Origin of the sequence: Methylocaldum sp. GT1BB (genome assembly GCF_051027545.1) — a bacterium.
In the GTDB taxonomy this organism is placed as follows: domain Bacteria; phylum Pseudomonadota; class Gammaproteobacteria; order Methylococcales; family Methylococcaceae; genus Methylocaldum.
Genome location: NZ_CP194902.1, coordinates 343,855 through 369,986, shown reverse-complemented (window position 1 = coordinate 369,986; position 26,132 = coordinate 343,855). Strand labels below are relative to the sequence as shown.

The 26,132-nt window shown below is 56.4% G+C and carries 24 protein-coding genes; 21 read left to right on the top strand and 3 right to left on the bottom strand.

The features are described from left to right. Positions 1-12 precede the first annotated feature (12 nt). Positions 13-864 (top strand): pantoate--beta-alanine ligase, encoded by an 852-nt coding sequence (panC, locus tag ACR2TX_RS02900; protein ID WP_434110211.1) that lies wholly within the window; start codon positions 13-15, stop codon positions 862-864. A 12-nt stretch (positions 865-876) separates the two neighbouring features. On the opposite strand, the gene ACR2TX_RS02895 is transcribed toward panC, so the two are convergent. Beyond that, positions 877-1,812, bottom strand: coding sequence for a LysR family transcriptional regulator (locus tag ACR2TX_RS02895; protein WP_434131132.1), 936 nt, complete (start codon positions 1,810-1,812; stop codon positions 877-879). 355 nt (positions 1,813-2,167) lie between these two features. Between ACR2TX_RS02895 and ACR2TX_RS02890 the strand changes: the two genes are divergently transcribed. Next, positions 2,168-3,046 carry a phosphoribulokinase gene (locus ACR2TX_RS02890; RefSeq protein WP_210023768.1) on the top strand — a complete coding sequence of 293 codons (879 nt, stop codon included), beginning with the start codon at positions 2,168-2,170 and terminating at the stop codon, positions 3,044-3,046. 31 nt (positions 3,047-3,077) lie between these two features. Here ACR2TX_RS02890 and uvrD read toward each other — a convergent pair whose 3' ends face one another. After that, positions 3,078-5,243, bottom strand: coding sequence for a DNA helicase II (uvrD, locus tag ACR2TX_RS02885; RefSeq protein ID WP_347258125.1), 2,166 nt, complete (start codon positions 5,241-5,243; stop codon positions 3,078-3,080). A gap of 81 nt (positions 5,244-5,324) precedes the next feature. On the opposite strand from uvrD, the gene ACR2TX_RS02880 reads away from it, so the two are divergent. Both ACR2TX_RS02880 and ACR2TX_RS02875 read left to right on the top strand, forming a co-directional pair. Next, entirely contained in the window at positions 5,325-5,582 is a 258-nt protein-coding gene (locus ACR2TX_RS02880) for a YgaP family membrane protein (protein WP_077728494.1), read from the top strand. Between the two features lie 287 nt (positions 5,583-5,869). Beyond that, positions 5,870-6,454, top strand: a complete 585-nt coding sequence (locus ACR2TX_RS02875; RefSeq protein ID WP_434110205.1) for a M23 family metallopeptidase — start codon at positions 5,870-5,872, stop codon at positions 6,452-6,454. 182 nt (positions 6,455-6,636) lie between these two features. Here the strand turns inward: ACR2TX_RS02875 and ACR2TX_RS02870 are convergent, their stop codons facing one another. After that, complete coding sequence (locus tag ACR2TX_RS02870; RefSeq protein WP_133717623.1) at positions 6,637-6,933, bottom strand: hypothetical protein; 297 nt, start codon at positions 6,931-6,933, stop codon at positions 6,637-6,639. A 440-nt stretch (positions 6,934-7,373) separates the two neighbouring features. Here ACR2TX_RS02870 and mraZ point away from each other — a divergent pair, with 440 nt between their 5' ends. The 17 genes from mraZ (at position 7,374) to lpxC (ending at position 25,966) form a co-directional block, all read left to right on the top strand. After that, complete coding sequence (gene mraZ / locus ACR2TX_RS02865) at positions 7,374-7,832, top strand: division/cell wall cluster transcriptional repressor MraZ (protein WP_077728492.1); 459 nt, start codon at positions 7,374-7,376, stop codon at positions 7,830-7,832. After that, positions 7,829-8,770, top strand: coding sequence for a 16S rRNA (cytosine(1402)-N(4))-methyltransferase RsmH (rsmH, locus tag ACR2TX_RS02860; RefSeq protein ID WP_077728491.1), 942 nt, complete (start codon positions 7,829-7,831; stop codon positions 8,768-8,770). The genes mraZ and rsmH overlap by 4 nt, the downstream gene beginning before the upstream one ends. After that, positions 8,767-9,024 carry a cell division protein FtsL gene (gene ftsL / locus ACR2TX_RS02855; protein ID WP_077728490.1) on the top strand — a complete coding sequence of 86 codons (258 nt, stop codon included), beginning with the start codon at positions 8,767-8,769 and terminating at the stop codon, positions 9,022-9,024. Before rsmH ends, ftsL begins: the two co-directional genes overlap by 4 nt. A gap of 15 nt (positions 9,025-9,039) precedes the next feature. Next, positions 9,040-10,773, top strand: coding sequence for a peptidoglycan D,D-transpeptidase FtsI family protein (locus ACR2TX_RS02850; protein ID WP_077728489.1), 1,734 nt, complete (start codon positions 9,040-9,042; stop codon positions 10,771-10,773). Further along, positions 10,770-12,284 (top strand): UDP-N-acetylmuramoyl-L-alanyl-D-glutamate--2,6-diaminopimelate ligase, encoded by a 1,515-nt coding sequence (locus ACR2TX_RS02845; RefSeq protein WP_156880272.1) that lies wholly within the window; start codon positions 10,770-10,772, stop codon positions 12,282-12,284. Before ACR2TX_RS02850 ends, ACR2TX_RS02845 begins: the two co-directional genes overlap by 4 nt. Next, positions 12,281-13,654 carry a UDP-N-acetylmuramoyl-tripeptide--D-alanyl-D-alanine ligase gene (locus tag ACR2TX_RS02840; protein WP_434131128.1) on the top strand — a complete coding sequence of 458 codons (1,374 nt, stop codon included), beginning with the start codon at positions 12,281-12,283 and terminating at the stop codon, positions 13,652-13,654. The genes ACR2TX_RS02845 and ACR2TX_RS02840 overlap by 4 nt, the downstream gene beginning before the upstream one ends. Beyond that, the gene (mraY, locus tag ACR2TX_RS02835; RefSeq protein WP_077728486.1) at positions 13,645-14,727 is read left to right on the top strand and encodes a phospho-N-acetylmuramoyl-pentapeptide-transferase; all 1,083 of its coding nucleotides are present in this window, start codon (positions 13,645-13,647) and stop codon (positions 14,725-14,727) included. The genes ACR2TX_RS02840 and mraY overlap by 10 nt, the downstream gene beginning before the upstream one ends. Before the next feature lie 3 nt (positions 14,728-14,730). After that, complete coding sequence (gene murD / locus ACR2TX_RS02830; RefSeq protein ID WP_156880268.1) at positions 14,731-16,116, top strand: UDP-N-acetylmuramoyl-L-alanine--D-glutamate ligase; 1,386 nt, start codon at positions 14,731-14,733, stop codon at positions 16,114-16,116. Then, complete coding sequence (ftsW, locus tag ACR2TX_RS02825; protein ID WP_434131125.1) at positions 16,113-17,312, top strand: putative lipid II flippase FtsW; 1,200 nt, start codon at positions 16,113-16,115, stop codon at positions 17,310-17,312. The genes murD and ftsW overlap by 4 nt, the downstream gene beginning before the upstream one ends. After that, the gene (gene murG, locus ACR2TX_RS02820; RefSeq protein WP_077728483.1) at positions 17,297-18,373 is read left to right on the top strand and encodes an undecaprenyldiphospho-muramoylpentapeptide beta-N-acetylglucosaminyltransferase; all 1,077 of its coding nucleotides are present in this window, start codon (positions 17,297-17,299) and stop codon (positions 18,371-18,373) included. Before ftsW ends, murG begins: the two co-directional genes overlap by 16 nt. 22 nt (positions 18,374-18,395) lie before the next feature. Then, entirely contained in the window at positions 18,396-19,805 is a 1,410-nt protein-coding gene (gene murC, locus ACR2TX_RS02815) for a UDP-N-acetylmuramate--L-alanine ligase (protein ID WP_434114240.1), read from the top strand. 56 nt (positions 19,806-19,861) lie between these two features. Beyond that, positions 19,862-20,734 carry a UDP-N-acetylmuramate dehydrogenase gene (gene murB / locus ACR2TX_RS02810; protein WP_077728481.1) on the top strand — a complete coding sequence of 291 codons (873 nt, stop codon included), beginning with the start codon at positions 19,862-19,864 and terminating at the stop codon, positions 20,732-20,734. Next, a complete protein-coding gene (locus tag ACR2TX_RS02805) occupies positions 20,735-21,691 on the top strand; it encodes a D-alanine--D-alanine ligase (protein WP_077728480.1) in 957 nt (318 codons plus the stop codon). Next, entirely contained in the window at positions 21,678-22,460 is a 783-nt protein-coding gene (locus ACR2TX_RS02800) for a cell division protein FtsQ/DivIB (RefSeq protein WP_077728479.1), read from the top strand. The genes ACR2TX_RS02805 and ACR2TX_RS02800 overlap by 14 nt, the downstream gene beginning before the upstream one ends. Before the next feature lie 28 nt (positions 22,461-22,488). Further along, positions 22,489-23,724 carry a cell division protein FtsA gene (gene ftsA / locus ACR2TX_RS02795; protein ID WP_077728478.1) on the top strand — a complete coding sequence of 412 codons (1,236 nt, stop codon included), beginning with the start codon at positions 22,489-22,491 and terminating at the stop codon, positions 23,722-23,724. Between the two features lie 49 nt (positions 23,725-23,773). Then, on the top strand, positions 23,774-24,919 hold the full coding sequence (ftsZ, locus tag ACR2TX_RS02790; protein WP_077728477.1) for a cell division protein FtsZ: 1,146 nt from the start codon (positions 23,774-23,776) through the stop codon (positions 24,917-24,919). A 132-nt stretch (positions 24,920-25,051) separates the two neighbouring features. Continuing rightward, complete coding sequence (gene lpxC / locus ACR2TX_RS02785; RefSeq protein WP_077728476.1) at positions 25,052-25,966, top strand: UDP-3-O-acyl-N-acetylglucosamine deacetylase; 915 nt, start codon at positions 25,052-25,054, stop codon at positions 25,964-25,966. Positions 25,967-26,132 lie beyond the last annotated feature (166 nt).

Genomic DNA, 26,132 nt, shown 5'->3' with positions numbered 1-26,132 from the left:
CCAAGGCTCGTCATGCTCATTATCGAATCCATAAGCGATTTGCGCCAAGCCGTGCGGGAATGGCGTTCGAAAGATCTTTCCGTGGCTTTCGTGCCGACCATGGGAAACCTGCATGCCGGGCACGTGCATCTTGTCCGCGAGGCGAAGCAACTCGCCGATAAGGTTGTGGTGAGCGTCTTCGTCAATCCGACTCAATTCTCTCCCGGCGAAGATTTCGATGCCTACCCGCGAACGCCCGCGGAAGATTCGGAAAAGCTTCGCAGCGCGGCAGTCGATCTCCTGTTCATGCCTTCGGTGGCCGAGCTGTATCCCACGGGTTCGGGGGTTACAACTTTCGTCGAGGTGCCGGGTTTGTCCGATGAACTCTGCGGTCGGTTCCGGCCGGGACATTTCCGAGGCGTCGCCACTATCGTCAGCAAGCTCTTCAACCTGGTGCAGCCCGATGTCGCGCTGTTCGGCGAGAAGGATTATCAGCAGCTGTTGATAATCCGCCGTATGGTGGCGGATCTCGATTTTCCCGTGCGCATTCGCTCCGTCCCGACCATCAGAGAGCCGAGCGGATTGGCGATGAGTTCTAGAAATGCGTATCTCACGAGCGAGCAGAAGGAACAGGCGGCTATCTTGTATCGCTGCCTTTGCCTCGCGGCGGAGGCAATTTGCAGGGGCGATAGCGATTTCGACCGTATCGAACGGCAGCAGATCGAAACCTTGCAAGCCGCCGGATTTCGTCCGGATTATTTCAGCGTCCGGCGCGAATCCGATCTGGTACCGGCAGGACAGGACGATTCCCATCTCGTCATACTGGCAGCGGCCTGGCTGGGCAAAACTCGCTTGATCGATAACGTTCGGCTGACGCGCTCCTAATGAATGGGAGCGCTAATTCTTTCCGTTCAAGGCGGTCCTGATGATGTCGCTATTGACGAATCGGCCGGCTTCGGTTCGGACGAATTCCTCGAACTCCCGTGCCACTGCGGACAGGCGTTTGCCGGCCCGATGCACGATGTACCATTGGCGCATGATGGGAAACGATTCCGCATCTAAAACGACCACCCGGCCGTCTTCCAGTTCGCGTTCTACGGTATGTATTGAAACAATGCCAAGCCCGAGTCCTTCTTCCACGCCCTGTTTGATGGCGCCGTTGGTGTTCATTTCCATGCTGGCGGAAATTTGCACGCCCTTTTCCGACAAGAAGCGCTCGACCGCATTGCGGGTGCCGGATCCCTGCTCCCGCATGAGGAAGGTTTCATGATTCAGTTCGCTCAACGGAATGCTCTTTTGGCCCGCCAACGGATGATTGGCGGGGGCGATGACGACCAAGGGGTTGTCCATAAATGCTTCTGCCGTCAAGTCCTGATCCTCCGGCGGCTGCCCCATCAGTACGATGTCGGCCTCATTGTCGTCGAGTTGCTGGAGCAGCCCTTTGCGGTTGGTGACTTTAAAGCTGACCTTAACTTTCGGATAACGCCGGCAAAAATCGGCCAAAAGGCGGATAGCGAAATAATGAACGGTACTGGCAACCGACACGGCCAAACGCCCGCCTTCCGTGCCTTTCAGTTCCTCGATCAGTTGTTCGGCTTCTTCCAATTGCAACGAGATGGTGCGGCTCAGCCGATATAGTTCTTCCCCGGCCCGGGTCAGGTAAATTTTTTTGCCCAACCTCTCGAATAACGGCAAACCGATGACATCCTCGAATTGTTTGATTTGCATCGAAACGGCAGGTTGCGTCAGATAAAGCTCCTCCGCCGCGCGGGTGAAGCTCAGGCGGCGTGCCACCCTCTCAAAGACTTTTAACTGCCGAAGTGTAATGTTCATGCTTTCGCGCCAACAGGCAATCTATAAAGAATTATTTATCTTGAAAGTATGGACTCATTGATTCTTCTTATGCAATATCCTCAGGCCGGTGTTCAGTCGCGATCTTAAATTCAGCAAGGGTAGCGCAGAGCTTCGACGTGGCGGCAGTCTGCCACCGTCGTTCCGTGCACTATGGTTGAATTAGGCGTTTTCAGGGGGCGGCGGTGATGAGGTGGTTGGTCGATATCGCTTTTTGCCCGTACTGCGTCGTCGCCGCTTGCATCGGGTTGGATGCAGTCTGCCGTGAATTTAGGGTGGCCTCGTGGTCCATACATGCGCCCGTGCGGTTAGAATAACGAAATAGGAGGAGGCTCTCATGTCCAAGAAACATCCCGTCATCGCTGTCACCGGTTCGTCGGGTGCAGGTACGACTACCGTAAAACAGGCGTTCGAGCATTTGTTCTTTCGGCTGAACATTGAGCCGGCGGTGGTGGAGGGTGACAGTTTTCACCGTTACGACCGTGCCGAAATGCGTAGCCATATCGCCAATGCTCAAGCGGAGGGCCGGCATTTCAGTCACTTCGCCGTCGAGGCGAACTTGCTCGAGGATTTAGAAAGCTTGTTCCGGCAGTACAGCGAAACTGGCACCGGCAAGCGTCGCTATTACATCCACAACGAGGAAGAAGGCCAGCGTCTGGGGGGGTACAAACCGGGTACCTTCACGCCGTGGGGCGATATTCCCGGGGGAACCGACTTATTGTTTTATGAGGGATTGCACGGCGCTGTGAAGAACGAGGTCGTGAATATTCCGCAATATGCGGACCTCTTGGTGGGTGTGGTCCCCATCGTCAATCTGGAATGGATTCAGAAAATCCACAGGGATACTGCGGAACGCGGCTACAAGCCGGAGGACGTGACCGATACGATTCTGCGACGCATGTACGATTACGTGAAGGTCATCACTCCGCAGTTCTCCCAGACGGATATCAATTTTCAGCGAGTGCCTCTGGTCGATACCTCGAACCCATTCATCGCACGTGACATTCCGTCGCCGGACGAAAGCCTCGTGATTATCCGCTTCAAGAATCCACGCAAGTTCAACGTAGATTTCCAAAATCTTTTGTCGATGATCAAGGACTCGTTCATGTCCCGCTACAACTCGATCGTCGTGCCCGGCGGCAAGATGGGGCTGGCCATGGAAATCATTTTCCGCCCCATTCTCGAGCGGATGATGGAAGAGAAGAAAAATGCTTGACCGAGGCCGAACATGCGACAAGGCGGCTTTTTCAAGGCCGCTGTAAATTCGCGTATGCGAGCATCAGCCACTTGACTCCGGATTCGGCAAAATTCACCTGAACCCTGGCTTGATTGCCTTCCCCCTCGTACTGAAGGATAACGCCTTCCCCGAATTTTGCGTGGCGAACACGCTGTCCCAGCTTAAAAATACCGTTATTGTCGGTGGTGCTGGTTGACGGCTGTGAGGAAATCATGGGTCGGCCGATGCTTCCGCGCATGCGGACTTCCTGAAGATGTTCGGACGGAATCTCCCGTAGGAAACGCGAGGGGCGGGGATAGGTTTCCTTGCCGTACAACCTCCGGGCTTCGGCATAGGTGAGGTAAAGTTTGCGCTTCGCGCGGGTGATGCCGACGTAGCAAAGGCGGCGCTCTTCTTCCAGGCGTCCCGGTTCTTCCAGCGATTGCAGGCTGGGAAACAATCCTTCCTCGAGTCCAGCGATGAACACCAATTCGAACTCCAGTCCCTTGGCCGCATGCAGGGTCATGAGCTGAACGCAGTCCTCGAACTCGTCGCTTTGATTCTCCCCGGCCTCCAGCGCGGCGTGGGACAGAAACTGGTCGAGCTTTGAAAGCTCCGTATCCAGTTGCGGCTCGTATTCGAACTGGCGGGCGGCGTTGACCAATTCGTCCAAGTTTTCGATTCGCGCTTCGGCCTGTTCGCCCTTTTCCTTTTCATAATGGGCTCGGAGACCCGAGGTGGGAATAACATGCTGCACCTGTTCCCAAAGAGAAAGCTCGGCCGTGTCTCGGGTCATGGTCTCAATCAGTTGCAGAAAGCCGGCTAAGGGATTCCTGGCGCGGGTGGGCAACGCGGCGTCGCGGCCGAGCATTTCCGCCGCCTGCCAAAGAGAGCAGCGCTCCGAGCGGGCTAAATCACGGATCAAGTCGAGTGTCTTGGCGCCGATGCCGCGCACGGGCGTATTGACGACTCGTTCGAAGGAGGGGTCGTCATGGCGGTTGGCGATCAGGCGGAGATAAGCGAGAGCGTCCTTGATTTCCGCCCGTTCGAAGAAGCGAAGTCCGCCGTAGACCCGATAGGGAATTCCCATGGCCAGCAATTTCTCTTCAAACTGGCGGGATTGAGCGTTGGAGCGGTAAAGGATTGCCGCATCTCGGCGGGCGTTACCTTCTTGCCCCCACTGCTTTATCCGCTCGGCCACGAAATAAGCCTCTTCCTGCTCGTTGAAGGCGGCATATACCGAAATCGGCTCGCCGATGCCGCCGTCGGTCCATAGGGTTTTTCCGAGTCGGCCTTCGTTATTCGCGATGAGGGCGTTCGCGGCATTTAATATGTTGCTGGTGGAACGGTAGTTCTGCTCCAGCCGAATCAGACGGTGACTTGGATAATCCTTCTGAAATTTATGGAGATTCTCGACTTTCGCACCGCGCCAGCTGTAGATGGACTGATCGTCATCGCCAACGACGAACAGATTCTCGCGCTCGCGGGTGAGAAGCCGCAGCCAGGCGTACTGAATTCGGTTGGTGTCCTGGAATTCGTCTACTAGTACGTGATGGAAACGGCGCTGGTAATGATCCAGCACTTCGGGTGTATCCCGCAGGAATTCGTGGGCGCGCAACAGCAATTCGGCAAAATCGACCAGGCCCGACCGCTCGCAGAGTTCCTCGTAAGCCAGATAGATGCGCTGCATCTGTTTTTGGAATGGATCGTACGACTCCGGCAGGTGACGGGCTCGGCGTCCTTCTTCTTTGTGGGCATTGATGAACCATTGTACGTGGCGTGGCGGCCAACGGGCCTCGTCCAGGTCGAGACTCTTGAGCAGACGACGGATGAGCCGATGCTGGTCGTCCGAGTCGAGGATCTGGAAGGCATCTGGCAATCCCGCTTCCTTGGCATGACGGCGCAACAGGCGGTGCGCGAGTCCGTGGAAGGTGCCGACCCATAAGTTTTGAGCGGATATGTTCAGCAGACTTTCGATACGTCCGCGCATTTCGCTCGCCGCTTTGTTGGTGAACGTGACTGCCAGGATGCCGTGGGGCGACGTGCCTTCCACCTGCATCAACCAGGCGATGCGATGTACGAGTACGCGGGTCTTGCCGCTTCCGGCGCCGGCCAATACCAGAAGGGCCGGAGTGGGCGAAGTTACCGCCTCTCGCTGAGCCGGATTCAGGGGATCGATAATCGGGGTAATGTCCATGGTGCTATTTTAATGGAATCAGCTTGCGCGATTGATATGAAGCTTGCACAATCGCACTCTCTTTGAGAGAGGAGGTTAGCGATGAGTTTCGATATAAAAAAAATGACTAAACGCGAGCTCAACGTCGGGCTTAAAGACCAGAAAATCCGTTACGGTGTCGGCGCCGCACTGGCGCTAGTCTCGGTATTTCTGGCCAATATCCCGCTGTTGATCGTAGGCGGTATTCTATTGGCTTCTGCTCGTCTTCGCTGGTGCCCCGTCTATTCCGGGCTCGGTAAGAACACGGTAGATCCGACTGAAGAGCAAGCTAGTTCCACCAGTTCTCAGACGGATCATTAAACCGGCTTTCATCGACTGGACCTCGTCGGTCCCAGTGCTACACGGCGCAGGGAAGCGCCGAAATACTCGCCTTCTGCCTTGTCGCGCGCAGCGCCAAGTTGTCTTTGAATAGTCATGTTCGGTAACTCGCCGGCGCTTGAGTCCGCTGCCGAATCCGTCTCCTCCCGCCTCCAACGATAGACAATTCGGGAAAGAATTCATCGTAATCAGTCTAAGTTTCGAGCTGAACTTCACGTAAGAATTTTACGTGGAGATTTAATAACGAACGATGAATTTATTGGGGTTGCATGTTGCGTATCCTTAAAGGCTTTATCGCTGTTTTTTTTCTATTTGGGGTTCCGAGTCTCCTTCCGGGATCTATAGTGCGAGATTCCGTCTTTGTTGTCCGGCTTCTGTTTGAAAACCCGCCGACCACTCTGCCGGTTCCCGTCGCCGGTGTTAAACCACGAAATCTGCAAGATACATGGGGAGCGATAAGAAGCGGCGGCCGAACGCATGAGGGGATTGACATCTTCGCTCCCAAAGGAACCCCTGTCCATTCGACTACGCACGGGATTGTTATGAGAGTCGGACAGAATCGATTAGGCGGGAATGTCGTCTCGGTGTTGGGGCCCGGCCGTCAGGTTCACTATTACGCTCATTTCGAACGTGTGGCACCGATCCGGGTAGGGGATATCGTATGGCCAGGCGATCTTTTGGGTTACGTAGGGAATACGGGTAACGCTCGCACTACGCCGAGCCACCTTCACTATGGCCTCTATCTTCCAGGGGGTAGAGCTTCAATCCATTTCCTCTGCTCGCCGGAAATTAGCCTTCGGTGTCGTTTCGCGTGTGCCGCGTTGTCGTTCAGGGGCAAGCGATTCTTAATATAAAGAAGCTTGGTCAACGTTTGCATCTATCGATCATTATAGTTTCTTGTGAGGAATCAATATTTATATAATTTTGATTATTGTAAACGTAAAGTGGCGTAATATGATGGAACCGCTGGCGATCATTAGTCGGTTGATACCCGCGGGAGGTTTAAATGATTGTGATGACTTGGGTTGAGCTTCTGTTAACTGGCTTGCTTGTGGCTTCCGTAGCCTTTTCGATTGGTTTCTGTATCAACAACTACGCAAACGTTAATAAAGAGGGGAGCATCGGATTTATGAAGAAGGCGACGAAATGAGTTTGCTTTCTCCGGGGCTTTTGCAGCCCTGGGGCGATGTTTTCCGATTCGTGCATGATCGATTTTTGTAATTTTCCGGGGGATGGTGGTCGTTAGGCCTATTCCTCGGAAAAGCTTCTCCACTCCGGAATGATCTTTTTCGTCATTGTCTGATCTAGTCGCCGCCAGCGACGCCGATTTCATTCAACTTCATCTGCAAATTTTTCGATGGATAGAGGCATTGCCTCTATCCACGACAGAACTCTATTCCCTTCATGGCGCGTATCCCAACCGATCAACGAGTTTGGCGTGACGGGTTTCGAGCAATATCGACCTTCGGGTTGGATCGCCGATCAAGCCCGTTTTTGCCGCGCTCGCGCAGTGAAAACTGACAATCCGCTGATTCACGGTTTCTCGTCGAGTTCATCGAGCACCGAAGGCTCTCTCGGTGTATGTAACAAATTGTTGATTATTAAAAAGAACCTTCCAGTCGAGGCGCCTTCGTCGAGGTTGGTTTCGACTATGCCATTGCCCCGAAAAAATATTCAAGGATCTTGCTTGACTTGGTTGCAGATGATTTCTATATTCCATTCAGGTGGTAATAAGTGGAAAAAAATGGAGCCCAATGGAAGTAGGGGGATTTCTTGTTTCGAGGCGTTAACTCCATCAATCTCGACGAAAAAGGTCGTCTGGCCATGCCTACGCGTTATCGAGCGGAGTTGCATGAGAATTGTGACGGCCAATTGGTGGTTACGGTCGGTCTGGACAAATGCCTCATGCTCTACCCGCTTCCCGAGTTTGAAGAGATTGAGCGCAAGCTGGTGAAGCTTCCTTCTCTAAATAAACAGGCAAAGCGTTTGCAGCGCCTGTTGATCGGCCATGCCACCGAGTGTGAGATGGATGGCCAGGGACGGTTCCTGGTTCCCGAGCCTTTGAGGAAGTTCGCCGGATTGGAAAAGCGTGTGGCGCTGATCGGTCAAGGTAATAAATTCGAGATTTGGGACGAGGATTCCTGGAATGCCTCTCGTGACGAGTGGATCGAAGAGGAGCGCCTGGAGAGCCTGGAGGACTTGTCGCCCGAGTTGGGATCTTTGGCGCTGTGAGTCAGGAAGATCGGGCGCACCGGCCGGTCATGCTGCGTGAGGTGCTGGATGGTTTGGCACTGAAGGCTGACGGCTTGTATGTCGACTGCACGTTCGGGCGTGGCGGACATAGTGGAGCAATCCTCGAGAGCTTGGGGCCGGAAGGAAGACTGCTGGCTTTGGACAAAGATCCCGAAGCCGTAGCCTCCGAAGAGGCCCAGCGGCTTATGACGGATCCGCGGTTTGCCCTCGAATACGGCAGTTTTGCGAGTCTGCGCGAATTTGTACAGCTCCGCGGATGGTCAAGTCATGTCGCCGGAGTGTTGATGGATTTAGGCGTGTCTTCGCCTCAGTTGGATGAGGCGGGCCGGGGATTCAGTTTTATGCGCGACGGTACTTTGGATATGCGCATGGATACCGGCCGAGGCATGACGGCGGCCGAATGGCTCGCGGGTGCGTCCGAGAGCGAGCTGGTCAGCGTGCTTCGGGATTACGGCGAGGAGCGTTATGCCCGGCGCATCGCCGGGGCGATCATCGAGAGGCGCTCGAAAAGCCCGATCGTATCCACGGGTGAATTGGTCGAGCTCATCGAAAAGGCCGTTCCCACGCGAGAAAGAGGCAAACATCCGGCGACGCGGAGTTTCCAGGCGATCCGCATCTTCATAAACAGAGAGCTGGAGGAGCTTGAGCAGGGACTGCGGCAAGCCATGGATGTACTAAAGCCCGGCGGGCGGTTGGTGGTCATAGCTTTTCATTCATTGGAGGACCGGATCGTGAAGCGATTTATGCGTGATGAGGAGCGCGGAGGGGCGGTGCTCTCGCATTTTTCCTTGCACCCTACCGAGCCTGGAAGGCTGAAGCGCATCGGTAAAGCTCGCATGCCGGAGCCGGAGGAAGTTCGAAGCAATCCGCGTGCTCGAAGTGCGGTCCTGCGCGTGGCGGAGCGCATCCAATCATGAGATTTCTGCTGATGTTGCTTGTGGTGGCCGTGGCCTCTGCCTTGGGTGTTGTGTACACCAAGTATCGCTCGAGGATGTTGTTCGCCGAGGTTCAGCAGCTCGAGCAGGAGCTGGACGCCTATGACGAGGAATGGGGACAGTTGCAGCTCGAGCAAAATACGTGGGCCGAGCATAGCCGTATCGAGAGGCTGGCGCACGGCCGCTTGGGCATGATGTTGCCTGCTAGAGAATCAATCATTTATATCAAACCTTAGACGTCGCACCGAAATATGTTGATTATCCAACCCAGGCCGGTAAATGAGGCAGACTACAGCGGTCGCTGGTATTTTCTGTTGATCGTTATGCTGGTCGCCATGACGGGTTTGATCGGACGCGCCGTTTACCTACAGGTGTTGGATCGACAATTCTTAAAACGTCAAGGCGATCTGCGTCACGTCGGGATATTACCGGTGCCGGCGCACCGGGGGCGGATTTTTGATCGTAACGGAGAGTTGCTGGCCATCAGCACGCCGGTCAAATCCATCTGGGTCAATCCGAAGGAGTTCCGCGAGGCACAGATTCCGGCGGACAAGCGCAAAGCCTTGGCGGATCTTCTAGGCCTATCGTCCGGCGCGCTCGAGAAACACGTCGGAAGCGACGAGCATCGCAGTTTCGCTTATCTGAAGCGAAGGATAAGCCCAGAATTGGCCGACCAGGTGATTGCGCTGGGCATCGCGGGTGTTTATTCGGAGCGCGAATATCGTCGGTACTATCCCACCGGAGAAGTGGCTGCTCACCTGGTCGGCTTTACCAATATCGATGACAAGGGCCAAGAGGCGATGGAATTGGCCTACGACGATTGGCTGAAGGGCGTGGAGGGCGCCAAGCGGATAATCCGTGACGGCAAGCGGCGCGTCATCGAAGACTTGGAAAGCATCAGGCCGCCGGTACCCGGCAAGGATCTTGCTCTGAGCATCGATCAGCGCCTGCAATATTTAGCGTATCGAGAACTCAAGAAAGCCGTACTTCAGCATCAAGCGCGCTCCGGCTCTTTGGCGTTGCTGGATACTCAGACGGGTGAAGTGTTGGCGATCGTCAATCAGCCTTCTTACAACCCCAACAGCCGTACTCAGGTCAAGGGCAGTGCGTCGCGCAACCGGGCGATCACCGATATTTACGAGCCGGGTTCGACGATGAAACCGTTTGTTGTGGCCCTAGGCCTGGAGCTCGGACTGTACCGCCCCGATACCGTAATCGATACGGCGCCGGGTACGATGCGCGTGGGACACAACATCGTCAAGGATATCCACAACTATGGCGTTCTCGATGTTGCGCATGTCCTTCAAAAGTCGAGCAACGTGGGCGTCACCAAGATCGCGCTCAACTTGCCTTCGAAAAAGTTCTGGGCGTTCTATAACAATCTAGGTTTCGGCCAACCTTTGGAGACCGGTTTTCCCGGTGAGGCCAATGGTCGCCTTGCGGACTATCAAGGCTGGAGTCCGTTCGAACAGGCGACCTTGTCCTTTGGTTATGGCGTATCCGCCTCGACGTTACAGCTCGCGAGAGCTTACCTGTCCTTGGCCAATGACGGGGTGATGCCCATGGTAAGTCTGGTCAAGCGAAACAACTCACCCGAATTGCATCGGATCATGTCGGCCCAGACCGCTGGCGGCGTGCGCGCAATGCTGGAGCAAGTCGTGACCCGTGAAGGGACCGCGCTGAAGGCTGCCATTCCAGGCTTTCGCGTGGCCGGCAAGACCGGGACGGTCAAGAAAAGCGGGGTGGGCGGCTACTCATCTTCGCGTTATTTGTCGGTTTTCGCGGGAATGGCGCCCGCAAGCAAGCCACGCCTAGTCATGGTGGTCATGATCGATGAGCCGTCAGCAGGCGAGTATTACGGCGGAGCGGTGGCCGCGCCTGTTTTCTCGCGTGTCATGGAGGGGGCTTTGCGATTGTTGAACATCGCCCCGGATCAGGGAGATATCATGCCAATCCTCGCCGCGCAGCAGGATGAGCCCGCATGACGACCGTCGAAACACAGATTCGGGCGCATAGGCTGGATGCCTTATTGTCCGGCTTTGTCGATGCTCCCGTTTCGCGTTCGGTTGAGGTCGGCGGACTCAGTCATGACAGTCGGCGCACTCGTCCAGGCGATCTTTTCGTGGCGCTGGCGGGACACCGTTCGCATGGCATGCACCATGCCGAACAGGCGATTCGGCAAGGTTGTTCGGCCATCATTTATGATCCTGCGGATGACGGCGATGTTTTGGCAAGGGGTATTGCCGGAATGCCCTGCATGCCGGTCGAGTCGCTCGACCAAAAAATCGGCTTTATCGCGGATCGTTTTTTCGGCGAGCCGTCCGCGTTCTTGGACATTGTCGGCATTACCGGCACCAACGGCAAAACCTCGTGTAGCCACTTCCTCGCCGATGCACTTTCGGCTAAAGCGCCGGCTGCCGTAATCGGAACTCTGGGCTGGGGGGTGCCCGGCTCACTCGAGATTACTCACCACACCACGCCGGACGCCATCGAAGTTCACGATCTTTTGGCTCGCCTGCACGGCCGAGACGTCAAGTTCATAGCCATGGAAGCCTCGTCCCACGGCCAGGTTCAGGGTCGACTCAACGGCGTCCGTTTCAAGGGGGCGCTATACACGAATTTCAGCCGTGATCATCTGGATTACCACGGTACGATGGATGCCTATCTGGAAGCAAAGTTACGTCTTCTGGCTTGGCCGGGGCTCGAATTCGCGGTTTTCAACGCCGATGATCCGATCGCCGACGCCATTTTGAGCCGGGCACCATCTCATCTAAAATTGGTCGCTTTTAGTTCGCGCGAGCGAAAAATCGAATCTGGAGCCGTGGTCTCCGTAAGCGTCGTACATCAAGATTCGCAAGGAATCGCTTTTCAGGCACGGTATCGTCAGCAGCTTGCCGATGTGTTCGCACCGGTCTACGGCGATTTCAACGTGGAAAATCTGGCTGCTTCCTTGGCCGTTTTGCTTGGTTTGGATTGCGAATTGCCCGAAGCAGCGGAACTGCTCAAGAATGTTCGCCCCGTGCCCGGACGCATGGAACGATTTTCCGAGCGAGGGCGGACCGCTGTCGTGGATTACGCCCATACCCCCGATGCCCTTGCCAGTGTTTTGAGGAGCTTGCGTCGGCATTGCGAAGGAAAGTTGTGGGTGGTTTTCGGGTGTGGCGGCGACCGCGACCGCGGCAAGCGGCCGCTGATGGGTGCCGTCGCAGAAGATCTGGCCGACGGCGTCGTATTGACCGATGACAATCCCCGCTCCGAGAATGGCGACCAGATCATCCGGGATATTCGGTCCGGTTGTCGTCTCGGTAATACCGTCACGATCCGCGATCGCCGTGAAGCCATCGCCTGGGCACTCGAACGGGCGGCTGTCGGCGACATCGTTCTGGTAGCTGGAAAAGGACACGAAGACACCCAAGAAATTCAAGGCCAGAAATATCCTTTCAGTGATCGCGAAGTGGTAATGGAAATCCTTTCCGCACTGGAGTTGCCGAGATGAAGATGCGTCTTTCCGAATTCAGCACGATTGTCGGCGGTGAGCGGCATGGCGACGATGTGGCATTCGAGAATCTAAGTATCGATACCCGCTCTTTGAAGCCCGGTGATCTCTATCTGGCTATTCGCGGAGCCCGGTTCGACGGCAACGAGTTCGTCGCCCAAGCGAAATCGGCGGGTGCCTGTGGAGCAGTGGTCGAGCGCTGGACCGATTGCGAATTGCCACAAGTGAGGGTCGAAGACGGACGAATAGCGCTCGGACGGTTTTCGGCGGCTTGCCGCGATCGTTGGACCGGTCGTTTAGTCGGCATCACCGGCAGCAACGGAAAAACGACCGTCAAAGAGATGGTTGCGGCCATCCTGGGAGTTGCCGCACCGGTGCTCAAGACGCAGGGCAACCTCAATAATGATATCGGTGTTCCTTTGATGTTGTTGCGGCTGGCGGACGAATACCGTTTTGCAGCAATAGAAATGGGTGCGAATCATCCGGGCGAGATTGCTTACGTCGCCGGATTGGCGAAACCGGACGTCGCCGTAATTTCCAATGCCGGAGCGGCGCATCTGGAAGGTTTCGGCTCGCTCGAGGGTGTGGCGTCAGCAAAAGGAGAATTGATTGCTTCACTCGGGCCGGACGGTACCGCCGTGCTCAACGCGGACGATCGTTTCTTCGGACGCTGGCGCGAAATGGCCGGCTCCCGGGAGGTCATCAGTTTCGGCTTCGGCCCCGATGCTGTGGTACGCGCCGATGCGGATTCCATACGAACGGGCATAAGCGACGGTAAGTTCCGCTCGTCCTTCGATCTTCTATATCAAGGAGGCCGTTATCCTCTGGCTTTGTCCTTGGCTGGAAATCATAACGTGACGAATGCGCTAGCGGCGGCAGCGGTGGCTTACGCACTGGGTTTCGATATCGAACAGATACGGACAGGGCTTTCCCGCGTTGTTCCGGTGCCGGGGCGCGTCGAGCCGGCAAACGGCATTCGAGGATCCTTGTTGATTAACGATGCCTACAACGCCAATCCCAATTCCTTTCGGGCCGCTCTAAATGTGCTACGGCAGCTTTCGGGCGAGCACTGGGTTGCCTTGGGCGCATTCGGCGAACTGGGTGAGGCGAGCGCGGAGTTGCACGCCGAGATCGGCCGCCAAGCGAAAGCGATGGGCGTGGCTCGGTTATTTGCCGTGGGCCCGAATGCGGACCGGGCGGCGGAGTCTTTCGGCGAAGGTGCTCTGTATTGCCAAGAGCAGGACCAGTTGATTGAACAAATACGACAGCAGATTAACGAGAACGTTGTGTTATTGATTAAAGGTTCACGCAGTCAACATATGGAGCGGGTAGTAGAGGCATTGCGGGAGCGGAGCAATCTATGCTGCTGATACTGGCAGAGGCTCTCCAAAAGTACTTCGACGTTTTTCGCGTCTTTCAGTATCTGACGTTACGAGCCATTTTGGGCGTGTTAACCGCCCTGATCATTTCATTCATTGTCGGACCGGTGATGATCCGACACCTCAGTAAATATAAAGTCGGACAGAGTATCCGGAGCGACGGGCCGCAGAGCCATTTTTCCAAAGCCGGAACCCCGACCATGGGCGGGGCGCTCATTCTGGTGTCGATAGCGATCAGCACCCTGCTTTGGGCCGATCTCAGCAATCGCTATGTGTGGGTCATTTTGCTGGTCACGCTGGCATTCGGCCTGGTGGGTTTCGTCGACGATTACAAAAAGCTGGTACTGCGCAATAGCGACGGCTTGGCCGCACGACACAAGTACTTTTGGCAGTCCGTGGTCGGTATGGCGGCAGCGGTGTTTCTTTATGGCACTGCCACGGTCTCGACCGAGACTCAGTTCATTGTGCCGTTCTTCAAGCAGGTTGTGCTGAACTTGGGTTTCGCCTATCCAATTCTGGCCTATTTCGTGATCGTAGGTTCGAGCAATGCGGTGAACCTGACCGATGGCCTCGACGGCCTCGCCATCATGCCGACGGTGCTCGTGGGTGGTGCTCTCGGCATCTTTGCCTACGTCTCGGGCAACGTGAACTTCGCGGAATACTTGGGCATTCCTTTTATACCCAAGGCGGGCGAGTTGGTGGTATTTTGCGGCGCCTTGGTGGGGGCCGGGCTCGGATTTCTTTGGTTCAACGCTTATCCGGCTCAGGTCTTCATGGGCGATGTTGGTGCCCTGGCGCTGGGCGCCGCTCTCGGAACACTCGCTGTTTTGGTCCGGCAAGAGATCGTGCTGATGATCATGGGCGGCGTGTTCGTCATGGAGACCTTATCGGTGATGCTTCAGGTCATTTCATTCAAGCTCACCGGTCGCCGTATTTTTCGCATGGCACCTATTCATCATCATTTCGAGTTAAAGGGATGGCCGGAACCGCGCGTGATCGTACGCTTTTGGATCATCACCGTGATTCTGGTCTTGATTGGACTCGCGACCTTGAAGTTGAGGTGAAAGATGGCGGCAAACGCAGAGGTTTATCTTGATGCCGTAAATCCATTGGACAAACTCGGATTGGACCGCCGCTCCGCGCGTGTTCTGATTTTCGGGTTGGGCAAGACCGGTCTTTCGGTAGCGCGTTTTCTGGCAGGCCAAGGTATCGAATTTGCGGTGACCGATACTCGGGAATGGCCCCCGTGTCTGGCAGAATTGCGCGAGACTTGCCCCGACGCCGGAGTCTTTCTGGGCGGCCTTCACAGTGCGGCATTCTCGGCCGCTACCCATTTGATCGTTAGCCCGGGCGTGCCGTTGGACCAGCCGAAAATCAAGGAGGCTCAACGGCGGAAGATACCGGTATTCGGCGATCTCGATCTTTTCGCATGCATGGCGAAAGCGCCCATTCTGGCGATCACGGGAGCGAACGGCAAAAGTACCGTAACGACACTAGTCGGCCTGATGGCGGAAGCCGACGGCAGGAATGTGCGAGTGGGGGGGAATCTCGGTACACCGATGCTGGAGCTTCTGGACGACCGAGCGGAGCTTTACGTTCTAGAGCTGTCGAGCTTTCAGTTGGAGCGTTCCTCGCTTTTAAGGCCGGACGCAGCGACCGTTCTCAACATCAGCCCCGATCATATGGATCGCTATCCGGACATCCAGGCTTATGCCGATGCCAAGCGACGAATTTTTCGCGGGCAGGGCGTAATGGTGCTGAATCGCGACGATCCTATGGTTGCGGCGATGGTGGAACCGGATCGACGCTGTGTGTGGTTCGGCTTGCGAGAGTCGGGTGTCGATTACGGCATTTCGGTCGCCGACGGAGCGGAGTGGCTGACAAGTCACGGCGAGCCGCTGATCCGGACTGAGAAAATCGGTATTCAAGGACGCCATAATGTATCCAACGCCCTGGCGGCCGTCGCGCTGGGAGAAGCGATCGGCTTGTCGCAAGCGGCCATGATCAATGCGCTCGAAAAGTTTGAGGGGCTGGCGCATCGCATGCAAACGGTGGCGGAAATCGACGGCGTCACGTGGATTAACGACTCCAAAGCCACCAACGTCGGTGCGTGCATGGCGGCCTTGGCCGGGTTGCATTCCAAGGCAATACTGATTGCGGGGGGGGATGGTAAGGATGCAGAATTCTCCGTACTCAGACCCGTAGTCGCCGAAAAGGTGCGGGCGGCGGTGCTGATGGGCAAAGACGCCCCGTTGTTGGAAACGGCGTTGAGAGATGTCGTTCCCACGGTCCGCGTCGAAAATATGCGTCAGGCGGTCCGGGCTGCACGGTCCTTGGCGCAGCGTGGCGATTCGGTTCTGCTGGCTCCGGCATGTGCCAGCCTCGATCAATACAAGGACTATCAGGAAAGGGGACGGGTGTTCACGGAAGAAGTCATGGGGCTTTCGCCATGAGGGCGAAAGTGACAGTCCGCGGGCGCGGGTTGGTGCTGCATTGGGGGGACCGGCGCTTTTATTTGGACACTGTCTTATTGGTTGCGTCCTTAGGGCTTCTGCTCCTCGGTTTCGTAATGGTTGCCTCGGCCTCTCTGCACCTCGGGGAGAAACTCGCCGAGGACAGTTTTTATTTCCCCCGACACCAGCTAGTCCACATCGCTCTCGGTCTTTGCGCCGGTTGCGCCGTCGCCTCGGTCAAGTTAGAGTCATGGCAGAAATCGTCGTTGAGCTTGTTCCTGTTTGGGCTCGTTCTACTGGTCGTGGTTTTGATGCCCGGCGTCGGCAAGGTCGTGAACGGGAGTTCGCGCTGGATCAACTTATTCGGCATACGGGTTCAGGTTTCCGAGGTATTCAAGCTCATCGCCGTCATTTATACGGCAAGCTATATCCACCGTCATCTCCGCACGGTGCGCGACTCGGTTCAAGGAATGATCCGGCCTCTGGCGCTGCTATCCATAGGTGCATTACTGCTGCTCCTGGAGCCCGACTTCGGTGCGACTGCGGTAGTCATGGCGACGGCACTGGGCATGTTGTTTCTGGGTGGTGCGAGATTATGGCAGTTCGGCGTACTGCTCGGCCTAATGACATTTGCCGGGGTTGGGCTGATTTACAGCGCTGAATACCGTTTGAAGCGCGTACTCAGTTTTACCAATCCCTGGGAACATCCGCTCGATACCGGTTTTCAGCTTACCCAGGCCCTGATCGCGTTCGGTCGCGGCGAGTGGACCGGGGTGGGTTTGGGTTCGAGCGTGCAAAAGCTGTTTTATTTGCCGGAGGCGCATACCGACTTTCTCTTTTCCATCATTGGCGAAGAGTTGGGATTGGTCGGTACCACCGCTGTTATCTCGCTGTTTATGCTGATTGTTTGGCGTGCGCTCGTAATAGGTCAGCTGGCCGACCGGGCTGAGAACCGCTTTGGTGCGTTCGTTGCTTACGGCATCGGTATTTGGTTTGGACTTCAATCGTTTATCAATATGGGAGTGAATATGGGCATGTTGCCCACGAAAGGACTGACCTTGCCGCTGATGAGTTACGGCGGCGGAAGCATGATGGTTATGTGTGCGGCATTAGGACTTTTATTTCGGGTTCGGAGCGAAGCCCTCGAGGCTTATGCCGCGGCGCCCAGGGTTAGGGCCAAATGGGCGCACGTCTGATGATCATGGCCGGCGGTACCGGCGGTCATGTGTATCCGGCCTTGGCGGTCGCGCGGGAGCTTTTGGCACGGGGGCACGAGGTAGTCTGGATGGGGACTCGGTCCGGGTTGGAGGCTCGAGTCGTGCCGGCGGCCGGTATCCCCGTGGAATGGTTGTCGGTGTCAGGTTTGCGCGGCAAGGGCTGGTTAGCCAAGTTGAGTTTTCCGTTCATGCTGACGAAAGCTTGCTTGCAGGCATTGTTCATTTTGCGTCGCGTCAAGCCGAGCGTGGTTCTCGGGATGGGGGGATTCGTCTCGGGGCCGGGGGGGCTTATGGCGCGTCTGCTGGGTATCCCCTTGGTGCTTCATGAGCAAAACCGCATTCCAGGAACTACCAATCGCTGGCTCGCCCGGAGGGCGCAAGTGGTATTGGAAGCTTTTCCCGATAGTTTCGCACCCAAGTTGGGAGCGCTCTGTACCGGAAATCCGGTACGGCAAGAAATTGTTTTTCTTAAACGAGAAATCGGGGCCGGATGGGACGAGCCCCTTAAGATTTTGGTTCTCGGAGGTAGCCAAGGCGCCAGGGCTTTGAACGAGATCGTGCCGGAGGCCCTCGCGAGGGTTGAGATGCCGATTCGCGTTTTTCATCAGACCGGAGAGGCGATGCGGGCAAAAACAGCGGTCCGGTACGCACAATTGAGACTGTCGGCGCGGATCGAAGCATTTGTCGAGGACATGGCCGAGGCTTACGCCTGGGCAGATTTGGTGGTTTGCCGTTCGGGAGCGATGACGATCAGTGAGCTGACCGCGGCGGGGTTGCCGTCGATCTTGGTTCCGTATCCATACGCCATAGACGATCATCAGACTCACAATGCCCGGTACCTCGTCGATAATGGAGCGGCCGTGCTGATTCCTCAGGCCGAGCTGTCCGCGGAGCGTCTTGCCGAAGAAATCACCGCCCTGATGCAGGAACCGGCCCGACTGAAGGCCATGGCGGAGCGCGCATCGGCCCTGGCGAAGCCGGATGCGGCCCAGGTGGTAGCCGAAATCTGCCTGAATGAGGTCGACCGTGAAGCTGCCTGAGCAAATCGCGGGACAATACGGCATGAACCGCATCCGTCGGATTCACTTCGTCGGGATCGGCGGCACCGGCATGTGCGGCATTGCCGAGGTTCTTCTAAATCTCGGGTATCAGGTCTCGGGCTCGGATCTTAATGAAAATGCCAATACACGGCGCTTGGCTGAACTCGGCGCGAAAATATTCTTCGGTCATGCGCCCGTGCATATCGCGGAATCCGAGGTCGTGGTCGTATCCAGTGCCGTCAATCGATCCAACGTGGAAGTCGATGCTGCACGTTCCCAGAAAATTCCGGTCATTTCGCGGGCGGAGATGCTCGCCGAACTGATGCGGTTCCGCTACGGCATCGCCGTAGCCGGCACCCACGGCAAGACCACGACGACCAGCCTGACATCCAGCGTACTTGCCGAAGCCGGACTCGATCCTACATTCGTTATCGGAGGGCGCCTCAACAGCGTAGGCACCAACGCTCAGCTCGGCAAAGGCTCCTATCTTGTCGCCGAGGCGGACGAGAGCGATGCCTCTTTCTTATATTTGCAGCCCATGATTGCCGTGGTCACCAATATCGACCGGGACCACATGGAGACCTATAGCGGTGATTTCAGCAGACTGAAGAGGGCCTTCGTCGAATTCTTGCATCATGTGCCGTTCTACGGTCTGGCCGTGCTGTGTCTGGACGATCCGGGCGTCAGGGATATTCTGCCGGAAATCAGTAAGCCGATGAAAACCTACGGTTTCAGTCCGGAAGCCGACATCCGGGCCGTGAATATCCGTCAAGACGGATTGCGTTCGCATTTTTCGGTGCTTAGGTCGGGGTGCGATGAACCGCTCGACGTGAGCCTAAATCTCCCGGGGCGGCATAACATATTGAATTCATTATCAGTAATTGCCATCGCTGGAGAATTGGGTATTTCCGACGAGATCATACAGCGTGCTTTGCTGGGATTTCGGGGTATTGGACGGCGTTTTCAGATCAATGCCGAGGTACCTTTCGGCGGCTCCTTCGTCACTTTCGTCGACGACTACGGGCATCACCCGCGAGAGATTGCGGCGACCCTCGACTCGGCGCGCCAAGCCTGGCCGGACCGGCGGCTGGTATTGGTGTTTCAGCCGCATCGCTATACGCGGACGCGCGATCTGTTCGAGGATTTTGTGCAGGTTCTGTCCAAAACCGACGTTCTGGTGCTACTCGATGTCTATGCCGCCGGCGAAGCGCCGGTAATCGGCGCGGACGGGCGGGCATTATCGAGGGCGATCCGGGTGCGAGGCCAGATCGATCCGGTTTTCGTCGAAAAGGTAAGCGACCTGGCTGAAATCCTTCCGGGCATAGTCGAGCCGGGCGATGTCGTTTTGACGCTCGGGGCCGGAAGCATCGGGCAAGTTGCTGTCGAATTGCCGTTGTGCTTGACCGACATGCCGGTCGGAGCAATCCAGTGACTGCGGTCTGCGAAGATGGGATAAGCGCGGTCAGTTCGCTCGGTTTAAGGGGCGAGATGCGCTATAACGAGCCACTGGCGAACCACACCTCCTGGCGCGTCGGTGGACCGGCCGATCGCTTTTACTTGCCGGCCGACGCGGACGATTTGGTTCTGTTTTTGCGTTCGCTGCCTCCCAATGAACCGGTTTTCTGGCTGGGCCTGGGCAGTAATCTGCTGGTTCGGGACGGCGGAATCAGAGGTACGGTTATCTGTACCCGAAATCGTTTGAGAGTACTTCGGCGTTCAGGTTCCGGACGCATTTATGCCGAGGTGGGCGTGCCTTGCGCTCACGTGGCCAGATTTTGTTCCGAACAGGAACTGACCGGCGCCGAATTCCTGGCGGGAATTCCGGGCACCATGGGCGGCGCCCTTGCAATGAATGCCGGGGCATTCGGCGGCGAGACATGGCCCCTGGTGGCGCGGGTGGTGACGGTCGACCGTTCCGGTACGTTGCGGGACCGCAGCGGGGGCGACTTTCTCGTTGGCTACCGCAGCGTGAAGGGGCCAGAGAACGAATGGTTTTTGGCTTGTGAGCTCCGGCTTCAGTCTGGTGATGCGGTTGCCAGCCGCGAACGAATCCGGGCGTTGCTGGCTAAACGAAGCGCATCGCAGCCCATCAATCTGCCGAATTGCGGCTCGGTGTTCCGGAACCCGGTGGGCGATCATGCTGCGCGCCTTATCGAAGCCTGCGGGCTCAAGGGGTATCGCATGGGCGATGCATGCGTTTCCGAAAAACACGCCAATTTCATCATTAACACGGGTGCGGCCAGGGCGGCCGATATCGAGGCTCTGATAGGGTTCGTCCAGACGACCGTTGAGCAGACATTCGGGCAGCACTTGATTCCCGAAGTTCGGATCGTGGGCGAAAAATCGACGAGGAGAGATTGAATGAGCAAGCGAATCCTGAAATCGGCTGAATTTGGACGTGTTGCCGTGTTGATGGGCGGTGCCGCCGCGGAGCGCGAAATTTCTTTGAAGAGCGGTCAGGCGGTTTTGGCGGCCTTGTTGAAAAATAACATCGATGCGGTCGGCATAGATGTAACGAGAAATCCGATACAGCCGCTGCTCGAACAACATTTTGACCGCGTGTTCAACGTGATCCATGGAAGGGGTGGCGAAGACGGCGTTCTTCAAGGGGCTCTGGAAGCCTTGGGACTGCCCTACACCGGAAGCGGTGTCCTGCCGTCGGCCTTGAGCATGGACAAGCTCAGGACCAAGCTGTGCTGGCTCGGAGCGGGATTGCCGACGCCGCGCTGGATGAAACTTCAAGGGCCGGAGGACGTAGACCGGTGCGCCGATCTGCTGGGATTCCCGGTCATCGTGAAACCCGCTCAAGAGGGTTCCAGCATCGGAATGGGGCGGGCCGAAAATAAAATCGAATTAATGGAAGCATGGGAACGCGCTTCACACTATAATTGCGCGGTTTTTGCGGAGGCTTGGATTGTCGGTCGGGAATATACAGCCGGCGTGCTCGACGGCGAGCCGTTGCCGTTGATTCGCTTGGAAACGCCCCATTCTTTTTACGATTTCGATGCCAAATATCGCGCCGAGACCACTCGTTATCACTGTCCGGCCGGACTTCCCCGTGAAGAGGAGGCCGCTCTCCAGAAATTGGCTCTACAAGCTTGCGATACGCTCGGCGTGACCGGCTGGGCTCGGGTGGATCTTTTGGTCGATCAAGATAACCAGCCGTGGTTGATCGAGGTCAACACGGTTCCCGGCATGACCGACCACAGCTTGGTTCCGATGGCGGCGAAAGTGGCGGGCTTATCGTTCGAGGACTTGACGTGGCGAATATTGGAAACGAGCTTCCCGCGTCGCGGAGAGGGCGATGCCGAGGCCTAAAGCGGTGCCCGTCAGGGCATTGTTCTTTTTTGGGGTCGTGGCTCTCTGCGGTCTGGCTGCCATGAGTGTCGATCTCGGGCAGATCAAGGGTTTCATGCCCATACGTTATGTGCGCGTGGAGGGGGAGATTCGGAATCTCGATGCGGCAGAGTTCACGAGGACTTTGCTGCCGTTGACCCAGGTCGGATATTTTCTAGTGGATACGCATGGCATTGAAGAAGCCGCCAAATCATTTCCTTGGTTAGACAGCGTTCAGGTTGCTCGGCTCTGGCCCGATACCTTGCTGCTGAAAGTCGTTGAGCAAAAACCGGTTGCCCGCACCAGCGACGGTGGGCTGATCAACGATCGCGGGGGGCGGTTTTCGCCCGGAAACGTCCAGTCCTATGTGAAGTTGCCGATCCTCGACGGCCCACCGGGACAGGAAAAGCAGCTTTTGAGCATGCTTTATCTATTGAACGGGAAGTTAAAGCAGAAAGGTATGCGAATCGATTCCTTGAAGCTCACGGGGCGGCGGGCGTGGAGCGCTCGTCTGGCCAGTGGCGTGGAAATCGAGTTCGGAAAACAAGATCCGGCTCTTGCGCTGGAACGTTTGCTGACGTTATTGCCGCGCTTGGGCGAAGCGCGAATTGCGGCGCTCCAGAAAGTGGACTTGCGCTATCCGAACGGGTTTGCAGTGATTTTCAGACCGCAATCCCAAGCGGATCTTGTTTCTCTGGCCCAACCCGATTGCATCGCGCGCGGCCGAATTCGGAGCAGGATATATACCTGACGTGAATTAAAAACAAAGATTCATTGCAATGGCTAGAAAATCAGATCGGAATCTCATCGTTGGCTTGGATATCGGTACCTCCAAGGTGGCTTGCATCGTCGGTGAGATAAACGAGGACGGTGAAATCGAGGTGGTCGGTATCGGTACCCATCCGTCCCGCGGCCTGAAAAAGGGTGTGGTGGTCAACCTGGAGACCACGGTTCAATCGATCCAGCGTGCCGTCGAGGAAGCCGAATTGATGGCGGGATGCCGGATTCAGTCGGTCTATGCGGGCATCGCGGGCAGCCATATCAGCAGCATGAATTCGCACGGCATCGTCGCCATCAAGGAGAAGGAAGTAACCCAGAGCGACGTGGATCGCGTAATCGATTCGGCGCGCGCGGTTGCCATCCCGGCGGATCAGAAAATCCTTCACATCCTGCCGCAGGAGTTCGTGATCGATAGGCAGGAAGGTATCAAGGAACCGGTCGGCATGTCGGGAATCCGTCTCGAAGCACGGGTGCATATCGTAACCGGCGCGGTCAGTGCGGCGCAGAACATCATCAAATGTATTCGTCGCTGCGGCCTGGACGTCGAGGACATCATCCTGGAACAGCTTGCGTCTTGCACGGCGGTGCTGACCGAAGATGAGAAGGATCTCGGCGTATGCTTAGTAGACATCGGTGGAGGAACCACCGATGTGGCCGTATTCACCGACGGAGCCATTCGCCATACGGCCGTCATTCCTATTGCCGGAGATCAGGTAACCAACGACATCGCGGTGGCGCTTAGGACGCCGACCCAGTTCGCCGAAGAAATCAAGATCAAACACGCTTGTGCGTTAACCCAATTGGCCAAGCTGGAGGACACCATCGAGGTGCCCAGTATCGGCGACAGGCCGGCGCGCCAGATTTCCCGCTTGAATTTGGCTGAAATCGTCGAGCCTCGCTACGAGGAGCTGCTGTTGCTGGTGCAGCAAGAGCTGCGTCGGAGCGGTTTCGAGGACTTGATCGCGGCGGGAATTGTGCTGAGTGGCGGCAGCGCCAAGGTCGAGGGATTGGTGGAGTTGGCGGAAGAAATTTTCCACATGCCGGTACGCCTGGGTTTGCCGCAGTATGTCACCGGTCTGACCGATGTGGTTCGAAATCCGATTTACGCGACGGGCGTCGGACTGCTTCTATTCGGCAAGCAGCACCAGACGCTGGCGGGGAGGTATATGCCCTTGGGAACGGGCTTTAAAGGGTTGTGGGCAAGGATGAAGAGTTGGTTCACGGGTAATTTTTAGGATCGAAAATTCCCCGGAGTGGAAATGCAGTTAAGACGGGGTGGAAACAATGCAATTCGAACTAGTGGATTCTTATAGCCAAAACGCGGTTATCAAGGTAATTGGCGTCGGGGGCGGTGGTGGAAATGCTCTCAACCACATGGTCAACAGCCATGTCGAGGGCGTTGAATTCATATGCGCCAATACCGATGCGCAAGCTTTGAAGAACATTCGGGCCAAGTCGGTCATTCAGCTGGGAAATGCACTGACCAAGGGGCTTGGAGCGGGAGCGAATCCGGAAATCGGCCGACAGGCCGCCTTGGATGATCGCGATCGCATCATGGAAGTTCTGGAAGGTGCGGACATGGTGTTTATTACCGCCGGCATGGGCGGCGGAACCGGGACTGGAGCGGCTCCGGTGATTGCCGAGATTGCCAAGGAAGCGGGTATTCTTACGGTTGCCGTGGTCACCAAACCGTTTCCGTTCGAAGGCAAGAAACGGCGTAGCGTGGCGGAAAGAGGCATCGAGGAGCTCGGTCAATTCGTCGATTCGCTGATTACGATTCCGAACGAGAAGCTGTTGCCGGTATTGGGCAAAGACGTCAGCTTGATCAATGCCTTCGCTGCCGCGAACGATGTCCTGCTCGGCGCGGTGCAGGGCATCGCCGATCTCATTACCCGGCCGGGGCTCATCAACGTGGACTTCGCCGATGTGCGTACGGTAATGTCCGAGATGGGCATGGCGATGATGGGTACCGGTGTGGGTACCGGCGAGCACCGTGCCCGCCAGGCAGCCGAAAAAGCCATCGCCAGTCCCTTGCTCGAAGACATCAATCTTCAGGGCGCGCGTGGCGTTCTGGTCAACGTTACGGCCTGCCAAACTCTCTCGATCGGCGAGTTCAGCGAGGTGGGCGACGCCATAAGAGACTTCGCTTCGGATGACGCGGTCGTCGTGATTGGTACGGCCATCGATCCGGAGCTGGACGATGAAGTGCGCGTTACGGTGGTGGCGACGGGACTAAACAACCAGCGGCAGGCGAACGAAGCGACGATCAAGTTGGTGCATAAGCACACGGGTGAGATCGATTATGATCAATTGCAGCGTCCGACTGTAATTCGCAAGCAGCCCAAGCATGATGTTCGGGCGGAAGCGAAGAAGGATATGGATCTCGATTACTTAGATATTCCGGCGTTCTTGCGCCGTCAGGCCGATTAAGAAAGTAGCGAGGACGCTTCGGTCCGCCCCCACTGGTCTGAGCCCTGCGTAGTTCGTATGCTTGGGCGGTTTAAACTGTGCAGGGCTATATGAGGGATTTTTGGGGATAGTCAGACAAGATAGGTGAGTCGAATGATCAGGCAAAGAACACTAAAGAACGTTATTAGAGGTACCGGAGTCGGGTTGCACACCGGAGAGAAGGTCTATCTGACCCTCCGTCCGGCTGCTCCTAACGCGGGTATTGTATTCCGGCGCGTGGACTTGCCTGAACCCGTCATCATCGAGGCAAGGCCGGAAAATGTCGGCGAAACCACCCTATCGACAACCCTCGTCAAGGGGGACGTGAAGATTTCCACCGTCGAGCATCTCCTATCGGCGTTCGCCGGGCTCGGAATCGACAATGCCTATGTCGATGTGAGCGCGCCGGAGGTACCCATTATGGACGGCAGCGCCGGCCCATTCGTGTTTCTCATTCAGTCGGCGGGCGTGGAGGAGCAAAACGCACCGAAGCGTTTTATTCGGATAAAGCGCAAACTTAGGGTTGAAGACGGTGATAAGTGGGCTAGTTTTGAGCCTTATGACGGCTTTAAAGTCACCTTTACGATCGATTTCGAACATCCGGCTTTTCGCAAGGATGTGCAAACGGCCAGCATCGATTTTTCATCGACATCTTTTGTTAAGGAAGTGAGTCGAGCGAGGACCTTTGGCTTTATGCGCGATATCGAAGCCTTGCGCAAACGCAGGCTGGCCCTGGGAGGCAGCATGGATAATGCGATAGTGGTGGATAACTACCGCGTCTTGAACGAAGATGGGTTGCGTTACGCCGACGAGTTCGTAAAACACAAGATCCTGGATGCGATCGGGGACCTTTATCTCCTCGGACACAGTCTGATCGGTTCGTTTACCGGCCATAAATCCGGCCATGGTTTGAACAATCGACTGCTGATGGAGCTGCTCAAGCAAAGGGATGCCTGGGAATCGGTGACTTACATGGAAGACGACGTTCTGCCGATTTATTTCATGAGGGCGGCGCAGGCCGCTGGCTGATTCCTTTTCTCTCTGGACTGGTCAGGTCCAGGCGAACGATCGGTGTTAAATCCTTATCGAAATGCGGCAGGGAAGCCGATTCTTATCCAGCTGCCGGGTTGGACTTCTCTCGCGTGCCCGTAATTTGGGCATCAGTCCAGGGGCAAACGATCTCTGTCGGCTGAAT